The 16,545-nt window shown below is 68.6% G+C and carries 13 protein-coding genes; 5 read left to right on the top strand and 8 right to left on the bottom strand.

Annotation, left to right across the window (positions count from 1 at the left end; genetic code table 11):
- Window positions 1-101: 101 nt before the first annotated feature.
- Both NQ038_RS08445 and dcd read right to left on the bottom strand, forming a co-directional pair.
- On the bottom strand, window positions 102-1,115 hold the full coding sequence (locus NQ038_RS08445) for a hypothetical protein (RefSeq protein ID WP_257062403.1): 1,014 nt from the start codon (window positions 1,113-1,115) through the stop codon (window positions 102-104).
- A gap of 67 nt (window positions 1,116-1,182) precedes the next feature.
- The gene (gene dcd / locus NQ038_RS08440; RefSeq protein ID WP_257062402.1) at window positions 1,183-1,764 is read right to left on the bottom strand and encodes a dCTP deaminase; all 582 of its coding nucleotides are present in this window, start codon (window positions 1,762-1,764) and stop codon (window positions 1,183-1,185) included.
- 211 nt (window positions 1,765-1,975) lie between these two features.
- Between dcd and NQ038_RS08435 the strand changes: the two genes are divergently transcribed.
- The 3 genes from NQ038_RS08435 (at window position 1,976) to NQ038_RS08425 (ending at window position 6,791) form a co-directional block, all read left to right on the top strand.
- Entirely contained in the window at window positions 1,976-4,324 is a 2,349-nt protein-coding gene (locus NQ038_RS08435) for an LPXTG cell wall anchor domain-containing protein (RefSeq protein ID WP_257062401.1), read from the top strand.
- A 134-nt stretch (window positions 4,325-4,458) separates the two neighbouring features.
- A complete protein-coding gene (locus tag NQ038_RS08430) occupies window positions 4,459-5,649 on the top strand; it encodes a hypothetical protein (protein WP_257062400.1) in 1,191 nt (396 codons plus the stop codon).
- Window positions 5,650-5,786: 137 nt separating this feature from the next.
- Complete coding sequence (locus tag NQ038_RS08425; protein ID WP_257049599.1) at window positions 5,787-6,791, top strand: hypothetical protein; 1,005 nt, start codon at window positions 5,787-5,789, stop codon at window positions 6,789-6,791.
- 87 nt (window positions 6,792-6,878) lie between these two features.
- On the opposite strand, the gene NQ038_RS08420 is transcribed toward NQ038_RS08425, so the two are convergent.
- Window positions 6,879-8,777 (bottom strand): NHL domain-containing thioredoxin family protein, encoded by a 1,899-nt coding sequence (locus NQ038_RS08420; RefSeq protein WP_257062399.1) that lies wholly within the window; start codon window positions 8,775-8,777, stop codon window positions 6,879-6,881.
- A 127-nt stretch (window positions 8,778-8,904) separates the two neighbouring features.
- On the opposite strand from NQ038_RS08420, the gene NQ038_RS08415 reads away from it, so the two are divergent.
- Window positions 8,905-9,612 carry a YggS family pyridoxal phosphate-dependent enzyme gene (locus tag NQ038_RS08415; protein WP_257062398.1) on the top strand — a complete coding sequence of 236 codons (708 nt, stop codon included), beginning with the start codon at window positions 8,905-8,907 and terminating at the stop codon, window positions 9,610-9,612.
- A 154-nt stretch (window positions 9,613-9,766) separates the two neighbouring features.
- On the opposite strand, the gene mmsB is transcribed toward NQ038_RS08415, so the two are convergent.
- From mmsB to NQ038_RS08400, 3 genes are all read right to left on the bottom strand, one after another.
- Window positions 9,767-10,675, bottom strand: a complete 909-nt coding sequence (gene mmsB, locus NQ038_RS08410) for a 3-hydroxyisobutyrate dehydrogenase (protein WP_257049594.1) — start codon at window positions 10,673-10,675, stop codon at window positions 9,767-9,769.
- Between the two features lie 219 nt (window positions 10,676-10,894).
- On the bottom strand, window positions 10,895-11,224 hold the full coding sequence (locus NQ038_RS08405) for a DUF202 domain-containing protein (protein ID WP_257049593.1): 330 nt from the start codon (window positions 11,222-11,224) through the stop codon (window positions 10,895-10,897).
- Entirely contained in the window at window positions 11,221-11,640 is a 420-nt protein-coding gene (locus NQ038_RS08400) for a YidH family protein (protein WP_257049591.1), read from the bottom strand. Before NQ038_RS08400 ends, NQ038_RS08405 begins: the two co-directional genes overlap by 4 nt.
- 134 nt (window positions 11,641-11,774) lie before the next feature.
- Here NQ038_RS08400 and NQ038_RS08395 point away from each other — a divergent pair, with 134 nt between their 5' ends.
- Window positions 11,775-12,680: a LysR family transcriptional regulator gene (locus NQ038_RS08395; protein WP_257062397.1), complete on the top strand. Its 906-nt coding sequence runs from the start codon at window positions 11,775-11,777 to the stop codon at window positions 12,678-12,680.
- A gap of 127 nt (window positions 12,681-12,807) precedes the next feature.
- Here NQ038_RS08395 and NQ038_RS08390 read toward each other — a convergent pair whose 3' ends face one another.
- Together NQ038_RS08390 and NQ038_RS08385 are read right to left on the bottom strand one after the other, a co-directional pair.
- On the bottom strand, window positions 12,808-14,190 hold the full coding sequence (locus NQ038_RS08390; RefSeq protein WP_257049111.1) for an MFS transporter: 1,383 nt from the start codon (window positions 14,188-14,190) through the stop codon (window positions 12,808-12,810).
- A 224-nt stretch (window positions 14,191-14,414) separates the two neighbouring features.
- Window positions 14,415-16,523: a bifunctional copper resistance protein CopD/cytochrome c oxidase assembly protein gene (locus NQ038_RS08385; RefSeq protein ID WP_257049110.1), complete on the bottom strand. Its 2,109-nt coding sequence runs from the start codon at window positions 16,521-16,523 to the stop codon at window positions 14,415-14,417.
- Window positions 16,524-16,545: the final 22 nt, after the last annotated feature.

Below are 16,545 nucleotides of genomic sequence, written 5' to 3'. Positions count from 1 at the left end.
TCTTTCACAATCCGACATTTGCGGGCAAGTTATTATGTCAACCGCGGTTGTCGCGCAAAGGGCCGGACTCCGCAGTCCACCACTCTTTCCGATGGCCTCGCTCAGCCCAGTTGGTGCTCGGCTACCAGGAATCCGTCCGAATCGAAGGCGACACCGTTGGCGGCCCTGATCACCGCCCCGGCGAGACGGTCGATCCGCTCCGAGGCGAAGACGCGCATCGCCTGGAATTCCTCACCCAGCGACTGGTGCTCGGAACCGAATTCCGGGTCGATCCACCTGATCTGATAGCCGACGAAGGCCTCGGCCCGATCGGCCAGCAGTTCCGGGGGCGCCTCCTCGACGTAGACCCCCAGCTCCACCTCGCCCGCATCCTGGCCGTTGAAGCTCAACGGGACCTCCACCGCGTAGCCGTCGGGGATCACGCCCTCGTCACCGGGGGCCATCAGTTCCCGGGCCCTGGCCTGGGCGGCCGCGGAGATCTCCGCGGGGAACTCGGCACCCGGTTCGACTGCCCGCACCCGCTCCAACAGCAGTTCGGGGGACAGCCAGAGCGCGGAGTACACGGTGATGTCGTGCGCCCGGCCGTAGTCGGGCACCAGGAGTCGCGCAGCGGCGGAGCCCGGTTCATCGGCCAGCCGCAGGGCCGTCTGCAGCCGCCGGGCGATCGCCGCCAGCAGATCCAGATTGCGGCCCTCCTCCTGCTCGGGCAGACCGTGCGGGAACAATTCGGCCCGTCCCTCGACGTCGCGGAACCAATCCGGCGGCGGCTCGGATTCCCGCTGCCGGGGTCCGCTCAGGACGACCAGCTTCTCCACCCACTCGGGCAGGCCCAGGGCTTGGGCCATGGCCGCGTCGACGGCGATGGGCCCGGCCAGGAACGAGTACCTGCTCAACCGTGCGGTCCACAGATCGAGGACGCCGAGGCCCCTGCCCAGGACGAGCGTTTCGACATCGGCCCTGCCGTGGCGGTCGGGATCGGCCCGTGGGCCGTCGAACGACAGGCGCGGATCGCGGTTGCCCGCGAGCGCGACGACGTCGGAGAATCCCGACTGGGCGTCCAGGAGCAGCAGATGGCTCTGGGCGAGCTCGATGGTCGGGGGAAGTGCGGTGCTCATCTCTGCCTCCTCATGCACGGGCCGGCACAGCCCGGCTGCGCTCGGCGCATCATCGGGTGGCCCCTTTTCAGAAGGGGCTGCGGTAGAAGTTCAGATACGACCGGCTGGCCGTGGGGCCCTGCTGGCCCTGGTAGCGGTTCTTCGTCGCCGGGTCCGAGCCATAGGGGTGGACGGCCGGTGAGGACAGGGCGAAGAAACACAGCTGCCCGATCTTCATACCGGGCCACAGCGTGATCGGCAGCGTTGCGACGTTCGACAGTTCGAGGGTCACGTGGCCGGAGAATCCGGGGTCGATGAAGCCGGCTGTGGAGTGGGTGAGCAGGCCCAGCCTGCCGAGGGAGGATTTGCCCTCCAGGCGGGCTGCCAGGTGCTCGGGGATGGTCACGAGTTCCTTGGTCGACCCGAGCACGAACTCGCCGGGGTGCAGGACGAAGGGCTCTTCCGGGTCGACTTCGACCAGGCGGGTCAGTTCGGGCTGTTCGGTGGCGGGGTCGATGACCGAGTATTTGTGATTGTCGAACAGCCGGAACCACTGGTCCAGACACACATCGACGCTCGACGGCTGCACCAGCGCAGGATCGAAGGGGTCCAACCCGATCGTCCCCGCCGCGATTTCACCGCGGATCTCGCGGTCGGATAGAAGGCTCACACCCGTGATTCTAACGCGCCGACCGGGTCCCGGACGATTCGCCGCGACACGCCGAGGACACTGCATAAGGGCTGTAGATTCACTCACTCATGGTCTAGAGTGAACCCGACAAGTGCCCGCGCCGATGGTGCCTTCCTCTTTCAACCATGGAAGCCGGGAAAGCTGTCATCTTTCGCGTGGGCGGACATCGCACCAACCGAAAGGTCATACTGTGAAGACTGTCAAAGGTCTTGTGCTTGCCCCCGCAGTAGCCGTTGCGGTTACCGGTTTAGTCGCCGTGCCCGCAGTCGCTAGCACATCCGATTCGGCAACCGCCAAGAGCGCAAAGGACTCGGCCAAGGTCGATCCGCAGGCGGCGACTGCCGCCAAGGAGGTCGACCAGACCGCCATCGCGGACAAGTCCAAGGGAATCAAGTTCACCGGCACCGGGCTGAGCGCGGGGAAGACCGCCAAGGTCACCGTGATCGGCACCGACGGCACCCCGTACACACCGGGGACCGATCTGCGCGTTGATGACAAGGGCCGTGTCACCGGCAGCTATTTCTTCAACGTCTCCGGCAGCGCCAAGGTGCCCGAGGGCGCCTACCAGCTCTACCTGACCGACTCCACGACGAAGAAGGCATCGGCCAAGGTCACGTTCAACGTGGTCGCCGATGACAAGGAGTCCACGAAGCCGAGCGAATCCGCGCAGCCCAGTGAATCGGCAACGCCCAGCGAGTCCGCGACGAGCCAGGCGCCCGAGACCTCGGCGCCGCAGACCAGCGCGGCCGCGGAACCCACGGACACTGCGACGCAGGATCCGAGCGAATCGGCGAGCCCCAGCAAATCCGCCGAGCCGACCCACGTCCCAACCGCGGGCACCCTGCCCGCAACCGCGAACGCCAAGCCGCCGGTGGTCGACCAGCCCAGTGAGTCGAGCACGCCGGCGGAGTCCACCGCGGCGCCCGAGCCCAGTGACACGGCCGAGCCCACCGATGCGGCGAGCCCGACGCCCACCGAAACCACCGCGGCACCCGAGCCCAGTGAGCCGGAGACCTCCGCGCCCACCACGAGCGAGGCACCCGCGCCCGCGGAATCGGCGACCACCGGTGCGCCCACCGCTCCCGCGAGCTCCGCCCCGGCGCCGAGCGCGCCTGCGACGAGCGCTCCGGCCCAGACGCCCGCGCCCACGGACACCGCCACCTCGGCGGCTCCCACGACGCAGGCGCCGAAGCCCACCGCGACCGCAAGCGGCAAGCCCACGGAGTCCACTCCGGCGCCGAGCGCATCGGCGACGCCGAGCGCCAAGCCCACCGAGACCGCGACTCCCAAGCCCAGCGCAACGCCCGAACCCGCGCCGACCACGAGGGTCGAGAAGGCGCCGGCGCCCAAGCTGACGTATTCGGACCAGGGCATCCTGGCCTCCGATTTCGCGGTCGAGGCAGGGGCCAAGGCCAAGAAGATCAAGCAGTCGGCCGACGGTCTGCGGATCTACATGCAGAACGCCCTGCCCGGCGCGACGTACACGCTCACGGTCGACAAGGTCGAGGGCTCGGTCAAGACCTTCAGCACGACCGCCAAGGCGAATAAGAAGGGCGTCGTGTCCTTCGGGGTGGGCGTCAACATCGACCTGACGAAGACGAAGAAGGCCGATCAGGAGAAGGCCCTCGCCGACTTCATGAAGACCTATGTCGGCAAGTACGACATCACCGTCACCGGCAAGGGCGTGCCCGACAAGATCGTCAAGGTCAAGGCCGAGGACAAGGCAGCCGGGAAATCGGCTGACAAGACCGCCGGGAAGCAGAGCACGGCCGAGATCGCCAAGGCCGGCACGCAGCCCAAGCAGAAGGACGCCGCACAGGCTACGGAGAAGGACAAGGCGGCCGAGCCCAAGGTCTCCAAGCCCGAACCGATCAAGGCCACCGGCTGGTTCTACGTCTACAACGAATCCGATCCGAATTCGGTCAAGGCCGCGGGCAAGCCGATGACCCAGCAGGACGAGGACGACGCCCAGAAGGCCACTGCGCCCCAGGGCCCGCAGGACTCCGACTCGCAGGAGTCGCAGGACTCGACCGGGCACGATGCGCAGAACACCGGCACCGGGGCCTCACAGGACCAGGGCTCCCAGGGCAGCGGTTCCCAGGGCCAGTCCGCCGGTTCGAACGAATCGACCAGCGGTGGGTCCGGCTCGGACTCCGAACCCGCCTACAGCCCGGACAAGGGCGGCGAGGGATCGGGTGCCGACACCTACACCTCGCCCGAGGATTCGAACGATGACTCCGCGGATGAGACGACCGGAGACTCCGGCGATGACTCCGACGACAGCCAGGCGCCCTATGCGGCCGATCAGCCCGGCTCAGGTTCCGGAGAGCAGGAGGCGGGTGCCGACTACTCCGACTCCGCAGACGAGCAGGGCACCGGCGGGGACGCATCCGACGAGGCCACCAACGCCTCGCCGGCATCCGAACTGCCCCGCACCGGCGGTGCCGAGATGGCCGGTCTGGCACTCGGCGCCGGTCTTCTGGTGGTCGGCGGCGCGGCCGTCGTCGTGACCCGCCGCAAGGTGGGCGCCGGCAGCTGAGGCTGCGAACCGGCACCATCTGAACGCGCGGCGGCCCGCGTGATCGTCGAAGGCAAGCGACGATCACGCGGGCCGCTGTGCGTTCGGCCCGCCGCCGTGCGTTCGACGCGACCGGGGCGCTCTACACTGGATCGGTGACGACTTCCCATCCCGCCCAGAATTCCCAGACCCCACAAGCCCACTCCGGCACCCCTGTTCCACCTGCGAACGGCGGCCTCGACCTGTGCGGCCTGCGCGTCGGTGTGACAAGCCTCGATGTGCGTCCGGAGCCCCTGGCCCCGGGCGAATCCCTTGTCCTGGCGGGCGATCCGGACAATGTCGCAGACGTCCTGGCGGGCCTGCGGGCCCGGATCGGAGCGGGCTCGGCGGCGGACGCGACGGTGAGCCCGGCGGAGGGTAGGGGGACCTCGGCCAACCGGCTCCTGGCCGGCGGCCCCCGCGTCCGCCTGGCCAGGGCGGTGGCCCGTCTGGTCGATCCACGCTCGGAGGCCTTCGCCCGCGCCGGCCGCCACTTCGCGCTTGACTATCCCGCCCTGCGCCGGACCCGGGTGGGCGAGCTGGGCCCCGAACAGTTGGGCCGTGCGCAGCTGGCCTGCGAATTCGCCCACGCCCTGGCACACGGCCGGGCCCAGGCCTGCGTCCACGAACCCTTCATGGGTTTGAGCGGGGGCGCCCGCGCCGGCCTGCGGGCCAATGCCCTGGCCGCGGTGGCCGATTTCGGCATCGGACTGATCACCGCGACGAACAACCGGATCGACGCGGTCCTCATGGCCCCGAATGCGGCGATGGTGGAGAAGGACCAGCTGGCCGACTACGGCCCCCTGGGCGAACAGATCGCAGCACCCCGATCGAATCTGGCCGCGAGCATCGCAGGGGTCAATGTCTTCTCCGGGCTGGCGCGTTCGGGCTGGATCTCGATCGGCCATTCACAGGTGCGCGCCAGAACGGAACTCGACGGCAAGCTGTTCGTCACCATCCCCACCTCGGCGGCCGTACTGTCCCTGGACGAATACGATCCGGCCTTCGACGCCGAGGTCGTCTTCGAAGCCCTGGTGACCGGGATCCGCGACTCCGGCGACCGCGTCCAGGTCACTCTTTCCCCCTCGGATACCGAGGTCGGACTGGTGATGGCCGCGGACCTGTTCGACTTCCGCGGCGCCACCGCGCCAGGACACGAGTGGGGCCTGGTGCATCCGGGGCTGGGGGCCTCGGTCGCCGCGCAGCGCGCCGCGATCCACGTGGGCACCCGGCTGTGGGTCCAGGTCCGCACCGCCGAGCTGCGGGCCTACCCCGTCGACGCCGCCCCCACCGTCATCCAAAACTGACCCTCCCCACCCGCCCCCTTGAGTTCCACTACGACATGAATTGTCGGAAAAACCGATTGGGAGCGCTCTCAATCGACGATTCAGGGCGTAGTGGAACTCTGGGCGGACTCCACCGTGTGTGGGATACGCTGGTGGGCGTGAGGGCAATGGGACACCGGAATGGAGCGCGCACCGGCGCCGGGCGCATCTGGTTGAGCGCCGCGTGCATCGTCGCACTCCTGGCCGCCGGCAGCGTCCCCGCGCTCAACGCCCTGCGCTATACCCCGGCCCAGGCCGTCCTGCACTATCTGCGCGCTGTGGGCGCCGCCGACGCCCATGCGGCCCTGCGCTGGGTGCGGGCTCCGGCCACCGATTCGGCGGCCTTCAGCGAGGCCGTTTTGGACAATGCCGCGGATCTGCCCCAGAAGCCCACCGTTACGGCGGTTGACTCCACCGGTGATACCACCGCGCGGGTCAGCGTCGAGTTCCTCCTCGGCACGGCCTCCCGGAAACTCGATCTGGACGTCGTGGCGGGCCCCGGCGATTGGGGCATGTACCGCTCGTGGGCCGTGGACGTGCCCGCCTGGCCCACCCTCGACGTCTCCGGTGGGGTGTCCAATGCGACCGTCAACGGGCAGTCCCTGAAACTGGGCGCCACCGACCATCTGCCGGTGCTCTTCCCCGCGACCTACTCCGTCGCCTCGAACGCCACCTACCTCAAGGCCACCCCGGTGCGCGCGGAGGCGCTTGAACCAGGGGCCGAGGTCCCGGTCACCCTGAACCCGCAGCCCACCGCGGCCCTGACCCGGGCCGTGAACGACCGGGTGCGCTCCCAGCTCGACGCGTGCGTCAAGCAGAAGGTGCTCATGCCCACCGGCTGCGCAATGGGCTACCAGAGCGATAACGACATCCTGGGCGATGTGACCTGGCGGGTCACGGACTATCCCGACATCCGGCTCTCCAGCACGCCCGAGGGCATCCTGCTGCGCCCGGCGCCGGCCACCTTCACGGTCTCGGGCCGCTCCCGGGATGCGGTGAGCGCCTATGAGCAGGACTTCACGTCAACCGTCGAGGTCAACATCTCGGGAAAGGTCGGGGTGACCGGCGACGAGGTCTCCTTCACCCCCGCAGCAGGCGGCGAGGACCTGGGCACCGCCTCCTAGCAGCCAGCGGCCCGAACCAAACACGTCGTTTCCCCGCAAACACGCTACTGCAGCAACGTGTTTGCGGGGAAACGACGTGTTTGCGCCTCAGGCCCCGCGCAGCCCCAGTTCGAGCTCGTGCGGGCCGTCGGCGGAGAACGCGACGGGGATGCCCCAGTCCTGCTGGTACAGATGGCAGGCCGCGTGCAACGGGATCTCCCCGCCCGGCTCCCCATCGCAGGCAGCCGCGCGCGCCGTCACGTGCAGCACGCCCTCGGCGAAGCCATCGGCCAGAGTGATGCTGCGGCTCAGCCCCTCGGCGCCGCCGGCACCCGCGGTGATGAGCTCGGGCGGCGTCGAGGAGACCTGCAGATAGGTCGGATCGCCCCACCGGTCGTCGAGCTTCTGGCCCGCCGGGACGCTGAAGGACACCTGCAGATCCAGCTCTCCCGTGCCCAGCACGGTGGCGGGTCGGCTGGTCTGCTGCGCGCCCTCGTTGACCTCGAGCGCATCAGCGGGGATCGACACGGCGGTCAGCCGGTGCGCAGCCGATTCGGCCACCAGCAGGCGGGCGGGTTCGGCGTCGTCGAGCACCAGGATGTCCGAGGGCTCGGCCAGATCGCGGGCCAGGGTGCTCAGGCGCCCACTTACAGGATCGAAGCGGCGGATCGCACCATTGTAGGTATCGGCGATCGCGATCGAGCCGTCGGGCAGTTCGGCTGCGCCCAGCGGATGCTGCAGCCGGGCCTCGGCGGCGGGACCGTCCTGGAAGCCGAAGTCGAACAGGCCGGTGCCCACCAGAGTGGTCACCGCGCCGGTGGCCGGATCCAGCCGGCGCAGGGCCGAGGTCTCCGAATCTGCCACGAGCACATCGCCGGCCGCGGACAGGGACAGGCCCGAGGTCTGGGCGAACCAGGCTTCCTCGGCACCTGCGTCCTTCAGGCCCTCGTTCATGGTCCCGGAGAACTGGCGGATCAGACCGGTGGCCGGGTCGAATTCCCAGATCGTGTGATTGCCGGCCATCGCCACGAGCACCCGGCCGGTGGCGGGCACGAAGAGCACATCCCAGGGGCTGGAGAGCTTCACCCCGGTCGCGGGACCGGCGTAGCGGCCGGTGTCGCCGGGGCGGGCGGGCACATTGTCCCCGGCTCCGACCATGTACTGCTCCCCCGTGCCCGCCAGGGTGGTGACGGCCCCGGTGTCCAGGTTCACCCCGCGCAGCTCGTGATTGACGGTGTCGGCCACCACCACGTGGTAGCCCACCCGGTCCGCCAGCTCCGCGGGCAGTTCCGTGGTGCCGCCGGGTTCGCTGAAACAGGCCTCGGCGGGTCCACCGTCGGCCTTTCCGCGCTGACCCGAGCCGATCCGGGCCAGCACAGTGGTGCCGGCCGGATCGTATTCGACCAGGCTGTGGTGTCCGGAGTCCGAGACCAGCAGATTGCCCCGGTGCCCGGCAGTGGCCAGGCGGGTGATCTTGCCGGGGAAGAACAGTTCGCCCTCCGGTGCCGGCGGCGGCACATAGGGGCCGTCACCGCGGTGCAGGGTACCTGCGGATTCGTGTTCGGCCACCAGCTGGTCGATCAGTCCCGTCAGCCCGGCGGAGTGCCCTTCGCCGGACATCGAGGCGACCAGATAGCCCTCGGGATCGACCACGGCCAGGGTCGGCCAGGCGCGGGCGGTATAGGCCTGCCAGGTGATCAGGTCGGGATCGTCGAGCACGATGTGGTCGACGTGGTAGCGCTCGACCGCCTTGTCGAGCGCCTCCTCCGTGCGTTCGAACTCGAACTTGGGACTGTGCACGCCGATGATGACGAGCACATCGGAGTACTTCTCCTCCAGCGGGCGCAGTTCGTCGAGCACGTGCAGGCAGTTGATACAGCAGAAGGACCAGAAGTCCAGCAGCACGATCTTCCCGCGCAGATCCGTCAGTTTCAGGTCCTTGCCGGCAGTGCCCAGCCAGCGGCGGCCGGTCAGTTCAGGGGCGCGGACTTTGAGGGTTTCAGCCATGTGCCCATTCTTCCACGGCGGCTCCCAGACGGATCGACGGGATTTCACACTGTGACCGCTGTGACCTGCCGCGCGAGCCCGCCCGCAACGCTCAGCGCCCCGGGGAGCGCCACGTAGGATGGGAGGCATGTGGGATACGGAGATTCGGACCAACCTCGACGACATTCGAACCCGGGTGGACGCGGCAGCGGCCGCCAGCCCCTACGGCCAGTCCGTGCAGGTGCTGCTGGCGACCAAGACACAGCCGGCCGAGAAGATCCGGGTGGCCCTGGAACACGGTTTCACGCTGATCGGCGAGAACCGCGTGCAGGAACTGGTCGCCAAGTTCGATGAGCTGGCCGATATCGCACACGAGTCCCACCTGATCGGGCCCCTGCAGAAGAACAAGGTCAACCACACACTGGGCCGGGCGTCCTGTATCCAGTCGATCGACGATCCGGGCCTGGCGGAGAAGATCCAGCGCCGCCTGGACGTCCTCGATTCCACCGTCGAGTACTTCGTGCAGGTCAACACCTCACGCGAGGATTCGAAATCGGGGGTCGCCCCCGAGGCCGCCGCCGAGCTGGTGCGCGCCCTGGCCCCGCTGGACCGGATGCGCCTGCGCGGGCTTATGACGATCGGCCTGCCGGGTGAGACCGCGGACCAGATCCGCCCCAGCTACGCCGCCCTGCGCACCCTGCGCGATCAGTTGCACGCCGATGGGCTGCTCGACGATACGGCCCTGGAGCTGTCCATGGGCATGTCGGGCGACTTCGAACTGGCGATCTCCGAGGGCGCGACCATGGTCCGGGTGGGCTCGAGCGTCTTCGGCGCCCGCCCCAAGCCCACCGTCTAGGGCCGCCCCTCTACGACGCCGAGGCCGCACCAGGGTTCCGATTCCTCGGAACCCTGGTACGGCCTCGGCCTGAGTCGGTGCGGCCTGAGTGGGTGCGGCCTGAGTGGGTGCGGTCGGGCTGCTGCCGGACCGGCATCCGGCCGGTCCCGCCGGATCAGTCCTGCGGCAGGCCCTCCGCGTTCGGATCGATCTGCTTGATCAGGATCGTCGTGTCCTTGTTCCCCAGGCCCTCCTCGATGAGCTTGGACAGGTTCTCGTGCACCAGGGTGGCGGCCGGCAGGTCGATCCCGGCCTCCTGTGCGCCGGCCAGTGCCAGGCCCACGTCCTTGTGCATGAGCATCGTGGAGAAACCGGGCTCGAAGCCGTTGTTCGAGGCCGCCGTCGGGCTGACGCCTGGCACCGGGTACCAGGTGCGCAGCGGCCAGGAATCGCCCGAGGACACCTTGGCGATGTCGAAGAAGGTCTTGGGATCCAGGCCGAGGCGCTGGGCCAGCACCGCGCCCTCGACCACGCCCTGCATGCTGATGGCCAGCTGCATGTTGTTGACGATCTTCGCCGCCTGACCCGCGCCGTCGCCGCCGGCGTGGAAGACGTTGCCGGCCATCACGTCGATGATCGGTCGGGCCTCGGCGACATCCGCGTCGGTCCCGCCGAGCATGAAGGTCAGCGTCGCGGCCGCCGCACCCGTGACACCGCCGGAGACCGGTGAGTCGATGAAGCGGAAACCGTGTTCGCGCGCCGCCTGGTGCAGGTCCTTGGCCGTGGCGACGTCGATCGTCGAGGAGTCGGCCAGCAGGGTGTCCTGCGAGGCCAGGGCGAAGATGCCGTCATCGCCGAAGTAGGCCGCGCGGCAGTGTTCGCCCTTGGGCAACATGGTGAAGGCGATATCGGCGCCGGCCAGGGCATCGGCAGCCGAGACCGCAGGTGTCACGCCGTCGGCGGCCGCCGCTGCGACGGCCTCGGGCACCAGGTCGAAGCCCTTGACGGTGTGGCCGGCCGCCACCAGGTTCTTGGTCATCGGGCGGCCCATGTTCCCCAGCCCGATCCACGCGATTGTAGCCATCGATGCCTCCTTGCATCCGTATGATTCACATCCAGCTATGTCTCGTCTCCCCACTCTAGGCCGTTTGCCCTTGACTTGGTGACCTGTGTCATGTGCACGGGTGCAGAAACTTCGCACCCGGAATGTGCACGAGCGCAGAGATCCGATGAGCTGGAATCGGCGGGCGCTGGACCTGCGGCACGTCTCAGCGGGCCTGCGCGTGGCCTGCGGCGCGGGGCTTCAGCTCGACAGCAGCAGGAGGACGAGCTCGGCGATCCCGATCGCCCACAGGCAGCACGTCAGGGTGATGACGGCCCGCAGGTTCGGCCGCACCCGGCCGCCCACGATGCCCCGGGCGCCGCGCGTATAGCGGATGCGCTGGCGGGCCAGGACGAGCAGTCCCGTGATCGCCAGGCCCGCGACCAGCACCAGGATGGGCCAGCCGAAGTTCCCCGTCCACTTCAACAGGATGGCGGCCGCGACCAGGAAGGACACGGTGGTCCGCGTCCATGCGAGCGCCGTGCGCTCGGGTTGCAAGCCGAGGTCCTGATGGGGGCGGGGATCCTTCACAGCAGCACGATCACCAGGGCGATGACGCAGGCCAGCACGGCGGCCGCTGACAGCAGCGGGATGATCGCCGGCAGCGGCAGCGCGCGGGAATGGCGCATGGCCCGCTCCACGTGGATCCAGCGCACGGCGGCGCCGGCCGAGATCGCCAGGCCCACCACGATGACGAAGACGCCCAGCAGGGTGCGCATCCAGTCGGGAACCCCGTGCAGGGGCACCGCCTCCAGGGCGATGCCGCCGGCCAGAAAGGCCAGCGAGGTGCGCGTCCAGGCCAGGAACGTCCGCTCATTGGCCAGGGTGAAGCGCGGATCGGGTTCCTCGCCGTCGGGGAACACCCGGCGGGCCAGCGCGGTGCGCTCGTCGATCGGATGGCCGTCGACGAGGTGCTCGTCGGCCGCGCTGCGCTCATCGTCGTTCATAAATCCTCCCCGCCCATCGTAACCGCGGCAGGCATCCACCAAGGGTCCGTCCAGGAGTACCGGGCCCGTCCGGGAACACCCGGCCCGACCCCGCCCGGTCATGCCGCACCCGGCGCGCCGATATCATTCAATCCATGAACGCCAGCGAGAAACCGGTTGTGCACCCGCACATCGCCCCCGACGACCTGCTGACCCTGCTGACCGTCGCCAGACTGGGCAAGTACACCGCTGCGGCCCAGCGCATGGGAGTCAACCACACGACGATCTCGCGGCGCATCGCGGCACTGGAGAAGGCGATCGGGCAGCGGGTCCTGACGGCTGCGGCCGGCGGGTACGAACTGACCGGCCAGGGCCGGGAGCTCCTGCCCGCCGCCGAGGCGATCGAACAGGCCCTGCTGCGCATCACCTCGGGCACGGCCCAGACGGGCACCGGCGAGCTGGTGGGCACGGTGCGCATCGCCGCCCCCGAGGCCTTCGTCCTGCACTTCGCGATTCCCGCCCTGGCGGCCCTGCAGCGGCAGCATCCGGGACTGCAGTTGGAACTCAACACCGTCACGCGCAAGGCGCGCAGGTACCGCACGGGGATGGACATCGAGGTCGTCGTCGACAAACCGCAGGTGAGCAACTCGACACTGCACCCGTTGCGCAAGTACTCCCTGGGGCTGTTCGCCAGCCGGGACTATCTGCGCCGGGTGGGCACCCCCGAGGCTCTGCCGGACCTGGCCGGACACCGGATCGTCTACTATCCGGAGCACTCCCTGGACGTCGACGCGCTCGACGGGGCCGTCGACTCGATTCCCACGACGGCCGGTTTCGTCTCCTCGAACTCCGTCGAGGCGCAGGTCCGTGCGACCATCGCGGGGATGGGCGTGGGCCTGTTGCCGGTGTTCATGGCCGGCGAGCACCCCGGGGACTCCGAACTGGTGCGCGTCGTCCCCGACTTCACCCGTCGGATCAGCTACTGGGCCTCGATCCGGCCCGAGGCCCTGCGCTCGCCCCTGGTCACCGCGGTCCTCGGCGCGCTCAAACAGCAGCGCTGAGGCCCTCGGACGGTCTCGGTCCTGTGCGGCCGGCACATCGCATGCGCAAACCTGCAACACATACGCGTATATGCGTATGTGTTGCAGGTTTGCGCATGCGAAGCGATCCAGGGCCCGGCGCGGACGCTCAGGCGCGCGCGGCGACCCGCTCGGCGTCCAGCCGGTCGACGTCGGCCAGGTCGATGCCTCGGGTCTCGCGGGTGAAGACGAGGGCGAAGAAGCCGATCACCGCGGCGATGAGCGCGTAGATCGCCACCGGGGTCGCATTGCCGTAGGCGTCCAACAGCGCGGTGGCGATGATCGGGGCCAGGGAGCCCGCCACGATCGAGGTCACCTGGTAGCCGGCGGACACACCGGAGTAGCGCATCCGGGTGGGGAACATCTCGGCCATGATGGCGGGCTGGCCGGCGTACATGAGGGCGTGGAAGACCAGCCCGGACATGATCGCGATGAAGATGTTGAGCGCCGATCCGGTGTCGAACAGCGGGAAGGCGAAGAATCCCCAGGTGGCGGCGAGCACGATGCCGATCGCATATGGGGCCTTGCGGCCGATGATGTCGCCCAGTCTGCCGACGAAGGGCACCAGGATCGCCTCGACGACATTGGCCAGCAGCAACAGGGCCAGGATCTCCGAATTGGGGATCCCCACCTTGACCGTCAGATAGGTGATCGACCAGGTGACCACCAGGTAATAGTGGATGTTCTCGATCAGGCGCAGGCCCATGGCGCAGAACACGCCACGCGGGTAGCGCTTGAAGACCTCGGCGACCCCGTAGCGCACGCCGTCCTCGACGACCTCGGACTGGGTCTCCTTGAAGATCGGCGCGTCGGAGACTTTGGAGCGGATGTAGTAGCCGATGACGACGATGACGACCGAGGCCCAGAAGCCCACGCGCCAGCCCCACAGCAGGAACTGCTCATCGGGCAGCACAGCCGTCATCAGGAACAGGATCGCGGTGGCCAGCAGATTGCCGATCGGCACGCCCGACTGCGGCCAGGAGGCCCAGAAGCCGCGGGATTCCCTGGGTGAGTGCTCGGCGACCAGCAGGACCGCTCCGCCCCACTCGCCGCCCACGGCGAAGCCCTGGATGAAGCGCAGCAGCACCAGCAGGACCGGGGCCATGAAGCCGATCAGGGAGTAGGTGGGCAGGCAGCCCATCAGGAAGGTGGAGACGCCCACTAGGACGATGGAGACCTGCAGCAGTTTCTTCCTGCCGTGTTTATCGCCGAAGTGTCCGAAGATCAGCCCGCCCAGGGGCCGGGCCAGGAAGCCCACCGCGTAGGTGATGAAGGCCGCCAGGATCGGCGTCAACGGGTTGTCCGATGGCGGGAACAGGATCTTGTTGAACACCAGGGTGGCGGCGGATCCGTAGAGGAAGAATTCGTACCATTCGACGACCGTGCCCGCCAGGGACGCCGCGACGACCTTCTGCAGGGTCGACCGGCTGGCGGGTTCCGCCTGGCCCTGCGGCGGGGTGGGGACGGGTTCGTTCGGGGTTGTCGAGCTCATCGATGCTCCTTTGCATGAGGTGAGGACAACACAGGATCGTACTCCGCTGAGGTGTGATCCACAGCGCTTTCACATCGTGCATTTAGCAACACCCGTTGTGCAGCGGGGCCGGCAGAGCCCGGACAGGCGCCATCGCAAGCGCAGATTCACATCGCGGGAGGGTATATCCGCACACGATGTGAATCTGCGCTTGCGATGCTAAAAGGTCAGCCCCCGCAGGTCCCTCAGCGCCCGCGCTTGTTCAGGTTCGCCAGCATCTCGTTGTAGGCGCGCAACTCGGCGTCCCCGGAACGGGCCTCTGCGCGGTCCTGGCGCTTGGCCTCGCGTTCGGAGGACTGGGTCCACACGTAGACCACCCCGATGGCCAACAGCAGGGTCGGGAACTCGCCGATCCCCCAGGCGATGGATCCGCCCAGCTGCTGATCGGTCAGCGCGGTGAACCAGCCGTGGCCCATATTGCCGAACCACCTTGCCTCGATCAGGGAGGTCCCGGAGACCAGCGAGATGCCGAAGAAGGCGTGGAAGGTCATGGTGATGAGCAGCTCGAGCAACCGCACCGGGTAGCCGAAGCGGTTGACCCCGGGGTCGATGCCCACCAGGGACTGGGCGAACAGGTAGCCGGCCATGAGGAAGTGGATGAGCATGATCTCGTGCCCCAGGTGGTAGTTCAGCGAATACCACATGATGCCCGAATAGTAGAAGACGATGAGGGAGCCGGCGAAGTTCACCGCCGCCACGATCGGGTGGGCCCAGAACCGCATGTACGGGGTGTGTACGGCGTAGAGCACCCATTCGCGCACTCCGCGGGACCCGTCCGTGCGCGGTGCGATGGCGCGCATCAGCAGCGTCACGGGCGCCCCCATCACCATGGGCAGGGGCACGACCATAACGATGAGCATGTGCTGGATCATGTGCCCGGAGAACAGCACCTTGCCGTAGACCACGGGCCCGCCGCAGGTCACGTAGACCAGCAGCACCATGCCGATCAGCCACATCACCAGGCGCAGCACCGGCCAGTCGTCCCCGCGGCGCTTGAGCCTGACAAAGCCCCAGATATAGGCGACCGAGGCCCCAAGCGCCACGACGATCCACAGCGGGTCGGGTGACCACTGGGTGAAGTAGTGGGCGACCGTCGGGTAGGGCGGCAGCGGTTCGCCGGTGAGGATCTCGGCGGGGGTGGGGGTGTTCGCGGCCGCCTGGCTGACCGGAGGCTGCGAGCGCGAGAGCACGATGCCCAGGGCCATGACCGCACCGAACACCAGGGTCTCCACTCCCAGCAGCCGCCAGAATTCGCGGCGGGCATTGGCCTGGGCGGCCAGCCGGTCGATGACGAAGCGGCGGTGCAGATAGCCGATCGCGCCCAAGCCGATGGTCAGCAGGGTCTTGACCAGAATGACCTGCCCGTAGGGGGTGGCGAACCAGTCGTGCAGGGTGTGCACGCGCAGGGCGGCATTGAAGAAGCCGGAGAAGACGATGAGCGCGAAGGCCATGAGCGCGACCGAGGAATACCGGCGCACCAGCTCGGCCAGGTCCTTGCGCCCGGTCAGTTTGGGCGCCAGCAGGGCCAGGGCGATCAGCCCGCCGAGCCAGGCCATGATCGACACCAGGTGCAGGCCCAGGCTGTTGACGGCCTGGGTGTGCCCGGCGGCCTCGGAGGAGTGCCCCATGAGTGCCTGCGGGATGAGGATCACGACCGCCAGCAGCAGGGTCAGCCCGATCCCCAGGTAGCTGCGCAGCCCGAACACCAGGGTGGACACGAGCGCAGCCAGGCAGACGATGAGCAGCCACAACTGTCCCGATGCCACCTGGGTGACGTACTGGCCCAGCTGGGCGGAGAAGTTCCCTGCATAGGCCTGGGACCCGGCGGTGTCGACATAGGTCAGCAGCAGGACCGCGACGGCGGAGACCGTCCAGACCACCGAGGTGATCTGGGCGAGGTTCAACGCCGCCTGCCAGCCCGCATCCAGCGGCGGCTCCGAGCGGTCGACGCTCTGCCGGCCGGCCGCCTGGGACTTCTGCTGGGACTTCTGCCCGCCCTTCCCGCGGGCCTTCTTATGGCCGCGGACGCGGGGAGCACGCGGGATGACGAAGACGGCCAGGCCCAGTGCGCCGATCGTGATGGCCGTCGAGGTCTGGAAGACGAATTGCGCCACCGGCAGTCCCAGCCGGCCCAGCGGGCCCGAGTCGCCCAGGACCGTGGGCGCGGCCGCGCCCGTGAAGCTCAGGGCCAGCCAGCCGATCAGGATGCCGAGGATGACGAACAGCGGGATCGCGAGGCGGCGCAACACCAGGGCTGCGCGCAGATCCGGCTGTTCCTCAGTGTGCGCACGCATGGGCCCCATTCTACTTCTACGC

Source organism: Brevibacterium sp. 50QC2O2 (assembly GCF_024580675.1).
Classification (GTDB): domain Bacteria; phylum Actinomycetota; class Actinomycetes; order Actinomycetales; family Brevibacteriaceae; genus Brevibacterium; species Brevibacterium moorei.
The sequence above is the reverse complement of the archived record's forward strand: the minus strand, read 5'-3'. Positions and strand labels throughout refer to the sequence as shown.

Bases quoted from the DNA above. Each gene is read 5' to 3' on its own strand.
- NQ038_RS08445 (WP_257062403.1), bottom strand. From the start codon at position 1,115: ATGAGCACCGCACTTCCCCCGACCATCGAGCTCGCCCAGAGCCATCTG.
- NQ038_RS08420 (WP_257062399.1), bottom strand. From the start codon at position 8,777: ATGGCTGAAACCCTCAAAGTCCGCGCCCCTGAACTGACCGGCCGCCGC.
- NQ038_RS08415 (WP_257062398.1), top strand. From the start codon at position 8,905: ATGTGGGATACGGAGATTCGGACCAACCTCGACGACATTCGAACCCGG.
- mmsB (WP_257049594.1), bottom strand. From the start codon at position 10,675: ATGGCTACAATCGCGTGGATCGGGCTGGGGAACATGGGCCGCCCGATG.
- NQ038_RS08400 (WP_257049591.1), bottom strand. From the start codon at position 11,640: ATGAACGACGATGAGCGCAGCGCGGCCGACGAGCACCTCGTCGACGGC.
- NQ038_RS08395 (WP_257062397.1), top strand. From the start codon at position 11,775: ATGAACGCCAGCGAGAAACCGGTTGTGCACCCGCACATCGCCCCCGAC.
- NQ038_RS08390 (WP_257049111.1), bottom strand. From the start codon at position 14,190: ATGAGCTCGACAACCCCGAACGAACCCGTCCCCACCCCGCCGCAGGGC.
- NQ038_RS08385 (WP_257049110.1), bottom strand. From the start codon at position 16,523: ATGCGTGCGCACACTGAGGAACAGCCGGATCTGCGCGCAGCCCTGGTG.